Below are 14,992 nucleotides of genomic sequence, written 5' to 3'. Positions count from 1 at the left end.
GAGGGTGTGACTGCGTCGGTCCTGGGGGGGGTGCGGGGGGGGTTTCGGCGCTGCCAAGCGGCGGGGGCGGCCGGCGCCGTCGTTACGAGGGTGGTGGCGGCCGCACGTGCGGCCGCGACGACAAGCTTGAACATTGGAGCTCCTTTCAGGGCGGGGAAAGGCGCTCCAATGGAAACGTTTTCAACGTAAGAACGCAAGACCTCGATCAGAATCAAACATTGACGCACACAGGCGTCGGCGTACTGAACGAGCTCTTCTGAGTCAGGTTCCCGGACGCGAGGTCGACCGCGAAGGTGACGATGTTGCCCGAGTTCTGGTTGGAGACGAAGAGCAGACCGCCGGTCGGATCGATGATGCAGTGCCGCGGCCACACACCGCCGGCATTCGGCGTCGCCTGGAGTTTGAGCGCGTCGCCGGTCGCCGAGGTCGCGAAGACGGCGATGCTGTTGTGGCCGCGGTTGGTGAGGTAGACGTACCGGCCGTCCGGGGACACGATCACCTCACCCGGGTAGTTCGTCGGCGAGCCGGCCGGGACCGTGCTCTGGGTGCTCAGCGCGGTGAGCTTGCCGTCGGCGTAGCTGCAGACGGTGATCGTGCTGTTCAACTCGTTGGCCACGTAGGCGAATTTGCCGGACGGGTGGAACGCGAGGTGCCGCGGACCGGCACCTGCCGTCAGCGTCAGCTGGTGCTTGAGCGCGAGCTTCCCGCTCGTCAGCGTGTAGGTGTAGACCGAGTCGGTCCCCAGGTCGACCGCCAGAATGTAGTTGCCGGCGACGACGACCTGATGCGCATGCGGACCGTCACCGGCATGTTTGACGAGGTCGGTCTGGGTGCCGATACCGCCGTCAGCCCTGAGTTTGTGGACGGCGACATCACCGGAGCTGTAGTTCGCACTCAAGAGGTAGCCGTTGGCAACGGCCAGATGACAGGGACCAGAACCCTTGTTGGGTTGCCGATTGATCAGTCGAAGTTTGCCGGGGGCATCGACCGCGATCGCACTGACAGCCCCGGTCGCCTGCTCGTTGACGGCGTACAGGAAGTTGCCCGAACGGATGATGAAGGACGGGTCGGCCACCCCCTTCAGTACGCCGGTGGACGTGATCTTGCCGGCGGCGTCGTACGACGCGATGCCGACACCGTCGCCGTACCGGCCGTGGTAGAGGTACTTCGGTGCCGCGGCCTGAGCCTTGAGCGGGGCGGCGGCGATGGCGGCAGCGGTGAGGCCGAGGAATCCCCGGCGCGTCGTGGTCACGCGGCCACCGGCACGGTCAGGCTGGCCGGGTCGCCCGCGGGTGAGCTGAAGGTGACCGAGCTGCCGACGGAGCTCCGGCCGAGGTAGCGCGGGTCGACGGTGTCGACAACGAGGACCAGATGGTGACCGGCCGGGACCTCCCAACTGGTGGCTTCCATGCGCAGATCGATGCTGACGGCTTTGCCGGGGGTTGCCCCTCGCAGTGTGAGCGGTTTGTGCGAGATCAAGGATCCGACTCCTAGCGCGTTGACGTCATAGAGGTACGCGAAGAGTGAAGTGTCCTTCACAGAGGGTGTTGCTGTGAAGTGCAGTTCCGGGGATCCGTTGACGATCGTGGGGCTGGGGTAGACCTCTCCCGACCAGACGCCGGCGAATGATCGATCGATCAAAGGGGTCGCGACGCCGGTCGGGATGGAGAGCAGGCCTTGCAGCGCACCGGACACCAGGGCGATCCCACTGTCGGCAACCGTCGGCACGCCGGCCGCGATGCCACGCTGCCAACCCGTGGCTGGTCTGGTCTGGAGATTTGCCTTACTCAGGTACGTCGTCCGCGGCTGACCGACTGCAGCCCAGTTGTCGTACCCGCGCCAGGTTTTGCGCTGGGACTTCAGCTGGACGGGCGGCTCGGTGTCGGCGCCGTTGTCCGTGCCGGTCAGGTAGTGGCGCATCCAGGCGACGAGCTCGTCCCAGGTCTCGTTCGGCAGGCCGATCGCGCCAGGCACCTCAGGAGTCGAATGGTCGCCGTGGGCGAGCTGGAGTCGCTTCGGACCGGTCAGTGCGGTGAAGAAGTCGGTGTACTGGGTCGGCGGGAAGATCGAGTCCTCGAAGGCGTTCGCGAGGAAGACGGCCGGCTTGTTGGCGTTGATCTTGCCGACCACGGTCTGCGCGGAGCGCACCGGGGCAAGAACCTTCGCCTCGGCGATAGCCTCGTCGTACCGGCCAGTGAGGAACTTGGCCTGCAGTGACTGCAGCTCCGGCCCAGGGCGGCCGGTGATGTTGCCGATGGCAAGCAGTCCGGCGACGGCCTGGAGGGAGACCGTCTCGTTCGGGTCGATCGACTTGATGAGGTCGGCCCAGCCGCTCAGGGCACCGACCACCTTGATCCGGGGATCTTCCGCGGAGGCGAGCAGCGACGTACCAGCGCCGTACGAGATGCCGACCGCGGCGACCTTGCTGGTGTCGGCGGGCGTGTTCAAGGCGGCCCAGTCGATCACCTTGGAGACGTCGGCCACCGTCGGCGGGCCGGCCACGTCGATGCCGCCGCCCGTGTCCCAGAAGCCGCGGCTGGAGTACGAGATGACCTGGAAGCCCGACTTGGCCAGTTTGCTGCCCTGGCCGACGTACTCGAGGTTCGGCACGCCCCAGCTCGACGGCATCACCACGAGCGGGAACGGGCCGCTGCCCTGACCGGTCGGGGTCAGGACGACAGCACCGATCTGGATACCACCGGCACCCTGGATGCGCTGGTACGACGTACTGAAGCCGGGCTCGGCACCCTGCGCCGGCGGGCCGAGCGTGAGGGCGGCGAGGAGAGCTACGGCAAGGGCGGCGGCGATTCTGCGCACGGGGCGACCTCCGGCTGGGAAATTACCGGATGGTAACCACAGGAACGCCGCTCTGTCACTAGCTCGCTACGGCGAGTGCTGGATCTATGCCGGTCGCCTCTACGGACCAGGCCCAGAGGCTCTGGGCGAGCTCCGGGTCCTGCGCAGTCCGGGTCGGACGGACGATTGCCGGCTTACCGCGGTACTCGAAGAAGCTGGGGCCGACGTACGCGCCCTGGTGGAGGTCTGGACGGGTCGCGGCGTACAGGCTCGGCCAGGCACCGGCCGCGGCGGACTGGGCGAACAGGTTGATCCCGGCCCAGACTTTGGCCTGCAGCTTCTGCCCGGCGAGCTCGGGACCGGCCGCCTGGAGGTGGGTCGAGGCGTACCCGGGGTGCGCTCCAACACTCAGCACGGACGGCACGCGGCGGCCGAGCTCGAACATGAAGAGCAGGTTGGCCAGCTTGGACTTGCTGTACTGCGGCCACTTCGAATAGCCGCTCGCCTGCTGCCTCAGATCGGCTTCCGCGATCCCCCGCGCCGACTTGTGCATGAAGGAGCTGACGGTGACGACTCGTCCGCTTTGGAGCAGCGGCATGAGGCGGCCGGTGAGGGCGAAGTGGCCGAGGTGGTTGGTCCCGAGCTGGAGCTCGAAACCGTCGATGGTCTGCCGGTACGGCGTCGCCATCACGCCGGCGTTGTTGACCAGGATGTCGAGGCTGTCGTAGCTGTTCGCGACATGGGTGGCGGCGCGCTCGACACTCGACAGGTCTGCCAGGTCCAGCTCGACCCTGACAGGCTGTTTGCCCGTTGCCTGCTTGAGGCGCTGGACCGCATCGGCAGTCTTCTCCGGATTGCGCGCCGCGACCAGCACCTCGGCACCGTGCTCGAGCAGCACCTTCGCCGTCTCGTAGCCGAGTCCACTCGTGGCGCCGGTGACGAGCGCCCGTCGTCCGGTCAGGTCCGGGATGTCCGCCGTACTCCAGGTCATGCGCCCACAGTAGCTGCAGGCGCATGACCTGTTACTGCTAGAGGATCTTGCGGGCCTTGAAGGCGTCGGTGACCTTCTGCGCGTCGGCCTTGCCGTAGAGCAGGCGGGCGGCCTGCACCGTGACCCGGGCGGCGTCGGCGAACGACGTGTCGGGGGCGTAGAAGAACGTGCCCTCGAGGACCACCTTGTTGGCCTTGTCGCGGCCGAGCGCCTGGTGGATGTCCCACAGCGCGTTCGACCAGATCTCACCGTCGTCGTGCACCTGGCCGACGATGTCGTCGGTGGTCTTGCCGGTGTCGGTACGACGCAGGCAGTGCGGCTCGGTGGACGTGTACGACGTCGCGTCCCAGTCCATCACGCAGGGCAGCTCGAACCCGTTGCTGACCGGGACCGACATCGTGACGGCCCAGTAGTCACCGAAGCCCTCGCCGATCGCACCGGCCTGCAGCGACTCGCCGTACCCGGGGACGACGTCGTCCTGGATCGCGTGACCGTACTCGTGCCAGATCACCTCGGCGTCCTCGCCGTCGTCGACACCACCCTCACCCATGGTGATCCGGTCGACCGAGGGGTCGTAGAACGAGTTGTCCCCGTCGAACGTGTTGATGGCGAAGTCCTGGGACTCGTTGTTCACCTCGGTGAAGCCGAGGCTGTGGATGTACTCCTGGGTCTGGTTGACGTGGTAGTACGACATCACCTGCTCGAACTTGTCGTTCGCGCGCTGGTAGACGAAGTTGTTGTTCTTGTTCTCGGCGACGCCGCCCTTGGCCTCCACGATGTTCACGTAGGTGCCGTTGAGCTTGCCGGAGCCGTCCAGGTTGCGCAGGATCACGTTCTTCTGCGCCAGGAACAGTTCGTCGGAATTCTTGTCGTTGTTGTCGGTGAGCTTCTCGTTCTGCTCACTGACCACCGGGTTCGGGTCGAAGACCGAGCCGCGCCCGTTGGCGTTGTCGCTGAGCACCTTCGACTCGACGACCGAACCGCTGTCCGCGTCGACCAGACTCCGGGTCGAGCCCTCGTTCGAGCGGCTGGTGACCGCCCACACCAGGCGAGCGTCCGGCCCACCGATGACGGCCAGCTGCGCGGTGCTCCGACCGGCGGCCGGAACCTTCTCGGCCTCCTTGTCCGCACCCGCGATCCGGGCCCGCGCGGCCTTGGCGTTGATCGCCTCGGCCGCCTTGGTGTTGGCCGTCGCGGCCGGCAGCTTCGCCGAGACGTCCAGGTTCGCCGGTACGGCGTCGCGGCCGTCGGCGATCTGCACACCGGACTTGGACTCGTGCTTCGCGTAGTACCCGTTGATCACCGGCAGCCCCTTGAAGGTCTGCTGGTACCAGTAGTGCTTGCCGAGCAAAGATGTCTTGGTCTTGACGAGCTTCAGGCTGCCCAGGGTGGTGGCTTCCGGCGCTGCCCCCGCGGCGCTGGTGACGGACAGACCGAGCGAGACGGTGGCCAGTCCGGCGGTGACGGCCACGAGCGCCTTGCGGCGGTTCGACATACATTCCCTCCCACAGTCGGCGATTCGTTCAGGTTGCGTGACGCAACCACTACGATCCGTCGAGACCCTAGTTCGCTTCGGTACCCGGAGGGAAGCAGATCTTCCCGGCATTTCGCGTCGGCAAGGGAAAACCTTGTCAACGCCCGGCCAGCAGCCGGATGACACTGGGCAGTACGTCGACGCCGACACCGGGGTCGATCGCGCGCTGCACGCCGAGGCCGACACCGAGGCTCAGTAGCGCCGTCGCGCAGTCCGCGGCCGGCATCGGCAGCGTGATGTCGAACTCGAGCGCGTGTGCGCCCAGCAGCAGCGCGGCCGCATTGCGGATCGCTGCGTTGCGCTCGGCAAGCTCTCGCCTCAGGTCTTCGTCCTGCCGCGCGCGCGTCGAGAACTCGACCTCGAACACCGTCCAGCCGACGTCACCGATGGTCGTGTCGGCCCAGCGCTGGAAGCCCTCCAGCATGACCTCTAGGGTCTCGGCTCCTTCGAGCGCCTTGGCCAGCTTGTTCGCCTGGTCCTCGCGGATCGCATCCACCACCGCGAGACAGAGTTCGTCCTTGTTGCGGAAGTTCGAGTAGACCGCGCCCTTGGAGAAACCTGCCTCGTCGGCCACCTTCTCGAGCGACGTGGCGGCGTACCCGTCCCTCAGGAACAACTCGGTCGCGGTCGCAGTGAGGGCTTCGCGGGTCTGCGCCTGACTCTCCGCGCGGGTCATTCTCGCCATGACTGTCACTCTAGTTGTTCGGTATTGGAATTCCTTCGGTATTCGGATACTGTCGGTTTCTGGAGGTGGTTGCTCATGGACGTTGTGATCGTTGGAGCTGGGGTTTCCGGTCTCGGGGCGGCGATCCGGCTGCGCCAGGCCGGGATCACGGACTTCGCCGTACTGGAGAAGGGGCCTTCGCTCGGTGGGACGTGGCGGGACAACACGTATCCGGGGTGTGCGTGCGACGTACCGTCTGCGTTGTACTCGTACTCGTTCGCCCCGAACCCGTCGTGGACCCGCGCTTTCGCGGAGCAGGCGGAGATCCGGCAGTACTTGGAGCACACCACCGATCGGTACGGCGTTCGCCCGCATCTGCGCTTCGGTGTCGAGCTGCGGCGCGCCTCGTGGGATCCGGTGCGCGCCGTTTGGTCGTTGGAGACCTCTTCGGGTCCGCTCGAAGCCCGGGTGCTGATCACGGCCACCGGGCCTTGGCATGAGCCTCTGATGCCGTCGATCCCTGGGTCCTTCGACGGTCCCGTGTTTCACTCGTCGCGGTGGGACCACTCGGTTTCCCTTGCTGGTAAGCGGGTTGCGGTGATCGGGACGGGTGCGTCGGCGGTGCAGTTCATTCCTGCGATCCAGCCTTCCGTGGCCTCGCTGCATGTCTTCCAACGGACCGCGCAGTGGGTGCTGCCGAAGCCTGATCACTACGTGCCGTCTGCCGAGCGTTGGCTGTTCCGGAGGTTTCCGCTCGCGCAACGCTTGCTCCGGCAGGTCGAGTACCTCGGCATGGAGACGCTGGGACTGGGCTTCCGGCATCCACGGTTGATGCGTTTCGTCGAGGCCGTCGGACGGATGCACCTGCGCCGCTCGGTCCCGTCGGCGGCCTTGCGCTCGGCTCTCACCCCGACGTACACGCTCGGTTGCAAACGCATCCTGATGTCGAACACCTACTACCCAGCCCTTGCCTCGGGCAACGTTTCCGTCCACCCGACCGCGGTCGCAGGCTTCGACGGCTCCACGGTGCTCGGCGCCGACGGCACGCGGATCGAGGCCGACGTCGTCATCCTCGGCACGGGCTTCAAGATCCTCGACCTGCCGATCGCCTCCCGGGTCCACAACGCCGCCGGCGAGTCGCTCGACGACGTCTGGAACGGCTCACCCCAGGCCTATCTCGGCACCGCCGTGACCGGATTCCCGAACGCCTTCAACCTCCTCGGCCCGAACCTGGGCACCGGCCACACCTCGGCCTTCATGATCCTCGAGGCCCAGCTCGACCACGTGCTGCAGGCCGTCTCGACCCTCCTCAACCGGGGTTGGTCCAGTCTCGACGTCCGCCCCGAAGTCCAGGAAGCCTTCGTCACCTCGGTCCAGTCGGCCCTCACCGGCACGGTCTACGAAACCGGCGGCTGCGCCAGCTACTACCACGACACCAACGGCCGCAACTCCTTCAGCTGGCCCTGGTCCAGCGCCCGCCTGCAACGCGACGTCGCCCGGTTCTCGCCCTCCGACTACACCATCTCCAAGCCCCTGGAGGCAGTCCGATGAAACCCTTAGACCTCAACGGCGCCGTAGTCGTAGTCACCGGCGCCGCCCGAGGCATCGGCCAAGCCACCGCCGAGGCCTTCACCACCGCGGGCGCCACGGTCCACCGTGGCGACCTCGACCCCGCCGGCGACCCCACGGTCCACCCCCTCGACGTCACCTCCCGCGCTTCCTTCGCCGCCTTCATCGACACCGTCCTCGCCAAGTCCGGCCACATCGACGTACTGGTGAACAACGCCGGCGTCATGCCGCTCGGCGCCTTCCTCGACGAACCCGACGAGATCAGCCGAGCAACCATGGACGTCAACGTCTGGGGCCTCATCCACGGCATGCGCCTGGTCCTCCCCGGCATGCTCGACCGCCACCACGGCCACATCGTCAACATCGCCTCGATGGCCGGCAAGATCCCCTTCCCCGGCATGGCCGTCTACAACGCCTCCAAGTACGCCGCCGTCGGCCTCACCGCCGCCGTCCGCCGCGAACTCCACAACACCGGCGTAACAGCCAGCGCAGTCCTCCCCTCCGCCGTCCGAACCTCCCTCTCCTCCGGCGTCCGCCTAGGCGGTCTCCTCCCCACCGCCGACCCCACCGACGTAGCCGCCGCCGTCCTCCGAACCTGCCGAACCCGCCAACCCGAGCTAGCAGTCCCCCGCTGGCTAGGCGCCTGGAAAACCCTCGACGGCCTAGTCCCCTCCCGCCTCATGTCCCAAGCCCGCCGCCTAGCCGGCGACGACCGCGGACTCAGGCTGGACACAGCCAGTCGCACTGAGTATGTCCAACGCATCACTGGTTTCGCCGAATCTCGGAAGGACTAGCTTTCGCCGGCAGTATCCGGAACGAGCGCGGGAGATTGGCCGTCTAGGTTGTAGACACTGAATACCCCGACAATCTGGAGCGTGCCCCGATGGTTGATCCGATCCTCGTGTCGATAGCTACGGCGCTTGCCGGTAACGCTGCCAAATCAATGTATGACCTGGTCAAGCAAGCCTTCTCACATCGTGCTGAGGCCAGAGCAGCTCTAGAGGCTGCGGAGGGAACGGATGCGACGTCGGCCGAAGTTCAGCAGCTGGCCGTCGAGTTGGCCAAGGCCGAGCAGAGCGACGCCCAGTTCGCCGACCAGCTGCGCTCGCTGTGGGCTTCTGAACTGCAAGCCGAGCACGGCGGTGTCGCCAATCAGGTCTCAGGATCAGTCAGCGGCAAGGTCGTCCAAGCCCGCGACATCCACGGCAATATCACTTTCTGACGACACCGAGCTGGTCGGCATCCGACGGCCGCGGCGGATCCACCACGCAGCCGACGCGACCTCCCCGCTCCTGAACAGCAGATCTGCCAGACAGAGCGCGGACTCCTTGTCGCCTTTGTCGGCAGCGTCACGGAACCAGCTTTTTGCCGACGGCAAGTCGTCAAGTCGTTCGTAGGCAACCGCTAGGTTGTAGGCCGCGTCCCGATTGCCCTGTTCTGCCGCCACGGTCAAGTAGTGAATCGCCTCATCGATACGATCGACGTCCACTAGCACTTCTCCCAACACCCCCGTGGCGAGCGCGTCCCCAAGTGACGACGCCTTCATAAGCAGCGGAATTGCCTCGCTGAGGCGACCTGACTGATAAAGGATCTTGGCGAGTACGTGAACCGCCGGGATGTGTCCGCTCTCCGCAGCCCGTGCGAGCCACTCCTCGGCTCCAGCCGTGTCGCCGGCCTTCTCGAGCAGAATGCCCAGGTTGTACGCTCCCGCTGGCAAGCCCGCGTCGGCGGCATGCTCGTACCAGTGTTTAGCTTGCCGGACATCACCGGCTGCCTCGCGAATAGTTCCAAGGTTCAGCGCCGCTTCTGGCACGCTCCCGGCGACCTTTGCGTACCGCGCCTCGGCAAGGTCCAGCCGCTCGGCGAGGTGATGGAACAGACCGATGTTGTAGGTCGCCACAAGGTCACCGGCAGCCTCCGCCTGGTGATACAGCAGTTGTGCCTCACCTTCATGGCCCCGCTCGCTCAGGATGGTCCCGAGCTGGGTAGCTGAGCGGTACTCCCCAGCCTCAGCACCGCGCCGGTACCACCGCTCGGCCTCCTCGATGTCTCCGCGCTCTTCGATATCGAACCCAACCTGGAAGAAGGCGGGCGGATACCCCAGCTCCGCAGCCAAGCGACTCCAACGCTGCGCCGCTTCTTTGTCGTCGTTCTGCCTGTACAAGACGCTCAGGTTGAAGGCCGCCCGAGGCTCGCCGGCCTCGGCCGCTCGCTCGAACAGCGGGATCGCCCGGCCTGCTCGACCGATGTCTAGGTAGAGCACGCCCAGGTTGTACGCGATGACAGCTTCGTAAGCGTTGTTGGAAACCTCCAAGGCCTCGAGCCAGATGGACTCTGCGAATTCTTGTGCTGCCGCCGTGCCGCTCTCGGCTGCCTTCAGCGCAACATCGAACCGCTGAGTCCCGGTGGCCTCGGCCGCAGCGACCGCCCACGTAGCGGCCGGAACGCGTTGCGACGGGATCGCTTCCTCAGATCTGTCGACCAGGTAGTCGAACACGCGCCAGAACCCGGTACGCACGGGCATCAACGGACTCACCGCCCGATAACGACTTCGAGTCGCCCACTCGATCGCCTCGGGCACAGGTTCAGGCCGGAGCAGAGCACCGCCATGCGCCTCGAGATAACGCTCGTGCAGGCCCAGCACCAAGTCCTCCGGGAACGGGCCGGGCAATCCCGTTCGAGCGAGATCGACGGCCGCCGCAATCAACGCCGCCCCTCTGGGATGGCCGCCGACGTCAGACGACCTTCGCCACTCATTCCACAGCGCAGGGCCGGCCGCGATGTACTCGGCAATGCCGTATGTCTCATGGTGGGCAAGCGCATCACGGACGCGTGGGTCGTTCTGCTCTTCCGCTCGGTGTAGTTCCGTTTCGGTCCATCGGCTGGAGACCTCAAGTACCCGCGCCATGTTCAGCACGCGCTCTTCGATCATCGCCATCTGCCGGAGCAACGGATCGCCATCAGCGCGACGCCGGTTGCCGCTGTAGGTGAGGAAGCGCTGCATGCGCATCGTGCCGAGGATCGGAATGCGGAGAGATGCATAGGCTCTGAGCACATTGTGATCCAGCCCACCCGGTCCTAGAAACACGTCCAGCTCGTCAAGCCAAAGTACACAGGGCAATGGCGTCTTCCGAACAGCATTCAGCACCGCGGCCAAGTCCGGACGACCGGCCGGAGTCGCGACCCTGTGCTCGGGCAACTCCGCACGGAGCGCTTCGAATGCCGTCCTGGACTTACCCGACGCCGATTGCCCGACGAGCAGGATCAGCCCGCCGCGCTCCGCTGCCGACGAAAGATCGATGCGAAGTTGCTGATCGATATCGCGGGTCACGTAAGGAGTGATGGCCTCACTAGCATCCTCTGCTCGCGCCGGATGTATTCCGGCTGCCAGAGCATTCCAGTCCTTGGCCGCAGGCCAGACGTTCGAATCACGGAGGTAGGCCGCGGTGGTTTCCCCACTGACGACGATCTGGCCATGATTCGCGCCAACCTGCAGCGCAACGCCGTGGATGTCACCAGTGATCTCGTTGTGAGAATCCACCTGGCTCCCGTCCTCCGCCGGTCCGTCCTGCACTCGACAACTTAGGATAGCTGAGGGAGGCACGAGCTGGGATGCGTCGATTGAGGGGATCCTGTGGTGGGCAAGGCCAAGCGGAACCGGTCGAAGCGATCGAAGCCCAGGCAGGATCGGCTTGACTCCGGCGAACCTATCTCCTCCGCAGACCAGGCATTGCAACGACTGATACGGCTCGATCCGTCTAGCCGGATGACCATCGCGGAAGCCTACGCCACGGGATACGGCGCGCTCGCGACTGCTATCAGCACAAAGGATGCACCTGACTGGTTCGACGATCTCGATTCGCTGGATCTCCTCCTGCTGGGGATCGTCTTTCCGAACTCCTTCACCGATGCGCACCAATTCGGCAATACGCGAACGGCTTGGTTCCGCAAGCTCCACGACACTCGGCACTGGGAGGGAATCGGATGCGTCGTCGACGAAACACTTCGGCTGAGCCAGGAGTTGGACCTCCCTACCGATTCAGGTGAGGTTCTCCATGCGCTTGCCGAGCGGCTCGAGGCAGCCGGCTTGGATCGGCGATCGATACCGAAAGCTCTGCACCCAGCGGTGTGCCTCGGATCCGCCCGATTCGTCCAGGGTCCTCAGAGCAAGAGTCCCACCCCGACGAAAAAGGCCATCAAGCAAGCCCGTCAGCTCCTGTCCGAACTCGACACCGCCGGCGCTTCTCCGGATTCATGCCTCGACCTCGTGCTTGACGGAGCGCTTCTCCTGACACGAGCTCGCCTCCCGGTACATGCGCACGGCGCACTCATGCTCACAGGCCTGTACTCCGTGCTGGTCGCGACAGACCGCGAAGAGCTGGCCGACCTCTCGGTGCGGGCAGAAGCGTGGGCACTCGGGCTGGCCGATGATTCACCACTCGTCCCAGTCGTCGACACCCTTTTGTACGCCGACGTGCACGATCTCGGTGCAGAGGAAACCCTAGGCCGGTTGCTCATGCACGCGTCGATCCATGACCCCGTCACCGACGAAGACCGCCGGTGGCACAGCGAGCCAGGAACAGACTTTGTTTCGCTGGCCATCGCCCGAGGCCACAACCGCGTTGTCACCAGATCGCTCCGAACGATGAAGATCAACCCGACGGTTGCCCACCTGCTTCGCCAGGAGGCGCGCAGCTTCGAGAAGCAGCATGGACGTGCTCCGGCTCCGGACGACCGTATCTTCGCCGGAGTTGAATCACACGGCGAGCGCATCTCCGACGACACCGCCAGGGCCGCCTTCGAAGCCTTCGGCCTTCACCGCGCATGGATCGATGTCTTCCTTGGCAACGAGGTAGCACTGCCGCAGCCCGACGGCTCATTCTCGTCGGCACAAGACCGCCAGGACTTCCATAGTGCGATTGAACGGTGGGTCCAGCAGCATCCGGAGGCGTCTCCACCTGATTTCGAGAGCGAACTCGACAACCTTCGTCTTCAGCTCGCATTCCTGACCATTCACGAGGCCGCGGCCGACGCCAACTTCGCTCGACGAATGCTGGCCCTGATCGAAAGCAATGCTGACCACGCGGATGTCGTGCTGCTCTGCGAAGTACTCGATTCGCTGGAGCTCCACCTGCTGGACGAGATCAGCGCCGACGATGACGCCCCGAAGCGAGCAGCGAATCTCGCCGAGCAGTTGGGTGGCCGCACCTTGTCGAAGCGCGTCCTCAGTGCGATCGACAATCCCGAGCCCGAGGCTCTCGACCTACCAGCGTTGTTCATACTCGCCGTGTCGCTGGTCCGCACCAGATCTGACTCTCTGTAAAGCGCTGCAAACCCGCAGGCATCTGCCCGCTCCTACATCATTAGCTACGGCGCATCCTGGCGGATGAACCGCTGGCCGGGAGAAGATCGGCCATGTCGAAGTTGAGCCTGCAAGCCCAGAACCGCGCCACCCTCCAGCGTCAGTGGCTGCTCGAACGCCACGACGCCACCGCCCTCGAAGCCATCGAGCACCTCGTCGGCATGCAGGCCCAAGTCCCCCTCGCGCCGTACGTCGGCCTCTGGACCCGCCTCACCAACTTCCAGCCCGACGACCTGGTCAAACTCCTCGAAGGCCGCGAAGCCGTCCGCGGCTCGATGATGCGCGCCACCATCCACCTCATGACGAGCCCCGACTTCCTCGCCTTCCGCCCGCTCATCCAGCCCCGCCTCGACCGCGAGGTCTTCCAGAACATGACCTACGGCCGCCACCGCCTCGAGGGCCTGGACATGCCCGCAGTCCTCCAAGCCGGCACCGACCGCATCACCGAGAGCCCGGCGACCGCCGTACAACTCCGCGAACACCTGGCCCCACTCTGGCCCGACCGCGACCCCGCGGCCCTGGCCCACGCCGTCCGCTGCCTCCTCCCCACCATCCAAACCCCACCCCGAGGCATCTGGGGCAAAGGCGGCAATCCCGCCATGTCCCTCCCCCACCTCTGGCTCAACGCCGACCTGGACCCATCCCCCAACCCAGAGTCCCTGGTCCTCCGCTACCTGGCCGCCTACGGCCCAGCCTCGGTCATGGACGCCCAGTCCTGGTCCGGCCTGACCCACCTCACCGAAATCTTCGACCGCCTGGACCTCCGCACCTACACCGACGCCGACTCAGGCCGAACCCTCTACGACCTCCCCACCCTCACCCTCCCCGACCCGGACATCGATCCCCCCATCCGCTTCCTCCCCGAATTCGACAACCTCTACCTCTCCCACGCCAACCGCTCCCGCTGGCTCCCCACCCCCACCACCCGCCTCCAGTCCCTCTACGTCCAAGGCACCCTCCTCCACAACGGCCACCCCACCGCCACCTGGCGCCTCCCCAAAAACACCAAGACCCAAGCCCACCTGGAAATCACCCCCATCACCAACCTCCCCAAGAAGACCCAGTCCCTCATAGAACCCGAAGCCCAAGCCCTCCTCACCTTCACCAACCCCACCGCCACCCAAGACATCCGCTTCCTCACCCCGTAAGACCAAAACAGCCCGCCCCTTCCGGGCCAGGCTGTAGTGATTCGGTGTTCGACGGATAGTCGAGTACCGCCTTACTGACGCTGAAGATAGACCTCGACGGCCCGAATTCGCTCGGCGATCGATGGCTGGCCCGTAAGCCATTCCGGCTGCAATGCACCCCGCCGCGGCCCACCCTCGTGCTGACCCTGCCAACCGTAAAAGACCTCCAGCAACTTCCGGCCGAATCCCAGGTCGACGGTCGCCCGATCTGCCAAACGCTCCATCAGCTTCCCCGCGCCGAGGAACAGCAAGGGCGTGAAGAGCGGCAGCAAGAACATCAGCGGTACCGCGAGGCTGTCATAGAAGACCAGGGCAACCAGAATGAGGCCGAGGTAGGCAACAAGTAAGAAGCCTATGATCGTGCATCCGACGGCCGGGATCGCCCGGCTCAGCTTGAGCAACAACCGGATGACTAAGCTGACCAGCCTCGCTGGAATCGAGTACCAGTGCATGACTCGACCGAACCACGAGTGACCCCTCTTGTGCATCTCGAGGTCATGTGCCAGGACTGCCTCGAGGTGAGCCGGGGGCAAGGTGTAAAGAGCCCAACGCGTTACGGAGATGGTGTTGCCGCCGGTCACGAACCCGGTGGCCGTCTCCGCGTTCTGTACCCAGACCGTATAACTATTGGGATCGATCCCCGCACGGTTCGCGACTGCGTACCAGCTGGGCGCAAGACGCTGACCTTCGACCATGGTCGGTCGCCGCAGGCCGAGCAGATACTTCGCCAGGAGAGCATCGGACCCTGGCCAGATCACGATGAGCCCGGTCAGCAGCCAGCCCACGATCAGTCCCCAGGCCGTCCAGTCGAAGGTCTGCGTCAGCCAGTAGAGGATGACGAAGCTGGCCCCGGCCCAGAGAATCATCGACAAGACCTCAGCTGCGAGCA

General features: G+C 65.4%; 12 protein-coding genes. 5 read left to right on the top strand and 7 right to left on the bottom strand.

From position 1 onward, the window contains the following. Positions 1 to 211 precede the first annotated feature (211 nt). The 5 genes from ACFCV3_RS30900 to ACFCV3_RS30880 all read right to left on the bottom strand — a co-directional run bounded on the left by ACFCV3_RS30900 (position 212) and on the right by ACFCV3_RS30880 (position 6,006). Positions 212 to 1,252: a lactonase family protein gene (locus tag ACFCV3_RS30900; RefSeq protein WP_376035806.1), complete on the bottom strand. Its 1,041-nt coding sequence runs from the start codon at positions 1,250 to 1,252 to the stop codon at positions 212 to 214. After that, positions 1,249 to 2,817: a CocE/NonD family hydrolase gene (locus ACFCV3_RS30895; RefSeq protein WP_376035804.1), complete on the bottom strand. Its 1,569-nt coding sequence runs from the start codon at positions 2,815 to 2,817 to the stop codon at positions 1,249 to 1,251. The genes ACFCV3_RS30900 and ACFCV3_RS30895 overlap by 4 nt, the downstream gene beginning before the upstream one ends. Positions 2,818 to 2,875: 58 nt before the next feature. Beyond that, complete coding sequence (locus tag ACFCV3_RS30890; RefSeq protein WP_376035802.1) at positions 2,876 to 3,787, bottom strand: oxidoreductase; 912 nt, start codon at positions 3,785 to 3,787, stop codon at positions 2,876 to 2,878. Positions 3,788 to 3,824: 37 nt separating this feature from the next. Next, entirely contained in the window at positions 3,825 to 5,282 is a 1,458-nt protein-coding gene (locus ACFCV3_RS30885) for a M36 family metallopeptidase (protein WP_376035800.1), read from the bottom strand. Between the two features lie 136 nt (positions 5,283 to 5,418). Further along, on the bottom strand, positions 5,419 to 6,006 hold the full coding sequence (locus ACFCV3_RS30880) for a TetR/AcrR family transcriptional regulator (protein WP_376035798.1): 588 nt from the start codon (positions 6,004 to 6,006) through the stop codon (positions 5,419 to 5,421). Between the two features lie 75 nt (positions 6,007 to 6,081). Between ACFCV3_RS30880 and ACFCV3_RS30875 the strand changes: the two genes are divergently transcribed. From ACFCV3_RS30875 to ACFCV3_RS30865, 3 genes are all read left to right on the top strand, one after another. Continuing rightward, entirely contained in the window at positions 6,082 to 7,536 is a 1,455-nt protein-coding gene (locus ACFCV3_RS30875; RefSeq protein ID WP_376035796.1) for a flavin-containing monooxygenase, read from the top strand. Beyond that, complete coding sequence (locus ACFCV3_RS30870; protein ID WP_376035794.1) at positions 7,533 to 8,348, top strand: SDR family oxidoreductase; 816 nt, start codon at positions 7,533 to 7,535, stop codon at positions 8,346 to 8,348. Before ACFCV3_RS30875 ends, ACFCV3_RS30870 begins: the two co-directional genes overlap by 4 nt. Positions 8,349 to 8,437: 89 nt before the next feature. Next, on the top strand, positions 8,438 to 8,776 hold the full coding sequence (locus tag ACFCV3_RS30865) for a hypothetical protein (RefSeq protein WP_376035792.1): 339 nt from the start codon (positions 8,438 to 8,440) through the stop codon (positions 8,774 to 8,776). Here the strand turns inward: ACFCV3_RS30865 and ACFCV3_RS30860 are convergent. Then, complete coding sequence (locus tag ACFCV3_RS30860; protein WP_376035790.1) at positions 8,720 to 11,128, bottom strand: tetratricopeptide repeat protein; 2,409 nt, start codon at positions 11,126 to 11,128, stop codon at positions 8,720 to 8,722. The two genes, ACFCV3_RS30865 and ACFCV3_RS30860, sit on opposite strands and share 57 nt — an antisense overlap. 192 nt (positions 11,129 to 11,320) lie before the next feature. On the opposite strand from ACFCV3_RS30860, the gene ACFCV3_RS30855 reads away from it, so the two are divergent. After that, positions 11,321 to 12,877: a hypothetical protein gene (locus tag ACFCV3_RS30855; protein WP_376035788.1), complete on the top strand. Its 1,557-nt coding sequence runs from the start codon at positions 11,321 to 11,323 to the stop codon at positions 12,875 to 12,877. Positions 12,878 to 12,969: 92 nt separating this feature from the next. Next, positions 12,970 to 14,064, top strand: a complete 1,095-nt coding sequence (locus ACFCV3_RS30850; protein WP_376035786.1) for a winged helix DNA-binding domain-containing protein — start codon at positions 12,970 to 12,972, stop codon at positions 14,062 to 14,064. A gap of 71 nt (positions 14,065 to 14,135) precedes the next feature. Here the strand turns inward: ACFCV3_RS30850 and ACFCV3_RS30845 are convergent, their stop codons facing one another. Continuing rightward, on the bottom strand, positions 14,136 to 14,969 hold the full coding sequence (locus ACFCV3_RS30845; RefSeq protein ID WP_376035784.1) for a hypothetical protein: 834 nt from the start codon (positions 14,967 to 14,969) through the stop codon (positions 14,136 to 14,138). Positions 14,970 to 14,992 lie beyond the last annotated feature (23 nt).

Origin of the sequence: Kribbella sp. NPDC056345 (genome assembly GCF_042262745.1) — a bacterium.
Lineage (GTDB): Bacteria > Actinomycetota > Actinomycetes > Propionibacteriales > Kribbellaceae > Kribbella.
The sequence above is the reverse complement of the archived record's forward strand: the minus strand, read 5'-3'. Positions and strand labels throughout refer to the sequence as shown.

Excerpts from the sequence above, each read along its gene's own strand:
- ACFCV3_RS30890 (WP_376035802.1), bottom strand. The coding sequence starts at position 3,787 with ATGACCTGGAGTACGGCGGACATCCCGGACCTGACCGGACGACGGGCG.
- ACFCV3_RS30865 (WP_376035792.1), top strand. The coding sequence starts at position 8,438 with ATGGTTGATCCGATCCTCGTGTCGATAGCTACGGCGCTTGCCGGTAAC.
- ACFCV3_RS30885 (WP_376035800.1), bottom strand. The coding sequence starts at position 5,282 with ATGTCGAACCGCCGCAAGGCGCTCGTGGCCGTCACCGCCGGACTGGCC.
- ACFCV3_RS30875 (WP_376035796.1), top strand. The coding sequence starts at position 6,082 with ATGGACGTTGTGATCGTTGGAGCTGGGGTTTCCGGTCTCGGGGCGGCG.
- ACFCV3_RS30870 (WP_376035794.1), top strand. The coding sequence starts at position 7,533 with ATGAAACCCTTAGACCTCAACGGCGCCGTAGTCGTAGTCACCGGCGCC.
- ACFCV3_RS30855 (WP_376035788.1), top strand. The coding sequence starts at position 11,321 with ATGACCATCGCGGAAGCCTACGCCACGGGATACGGCGCGCTCGCGACT.
- ACFCV3_RS30880 (WP_376035798.1), bottom strand. The coding sequence starts at position 6,006 with ATGGCGAGAATGACCCGCGCGGAGAGTCAGGCGCAGACCCGCGAAGCC.
- ACFCV3_RS30845 (WP_376035784.1), bottom strand. The coding sequence starts at position 14,969 with ATGATTCTCTGGGCCGGGGCCAGCTTCGTCATCCTCTACTGGCTGACG.
- ACFCV3_RS30850 (WP_376035786.1), top strand. The coding sequence starts at position 12,970 with ATGTCGAAGTTGAGCCTGCAAGCCCAGAACCGCGCCACCCTCCAGCGT.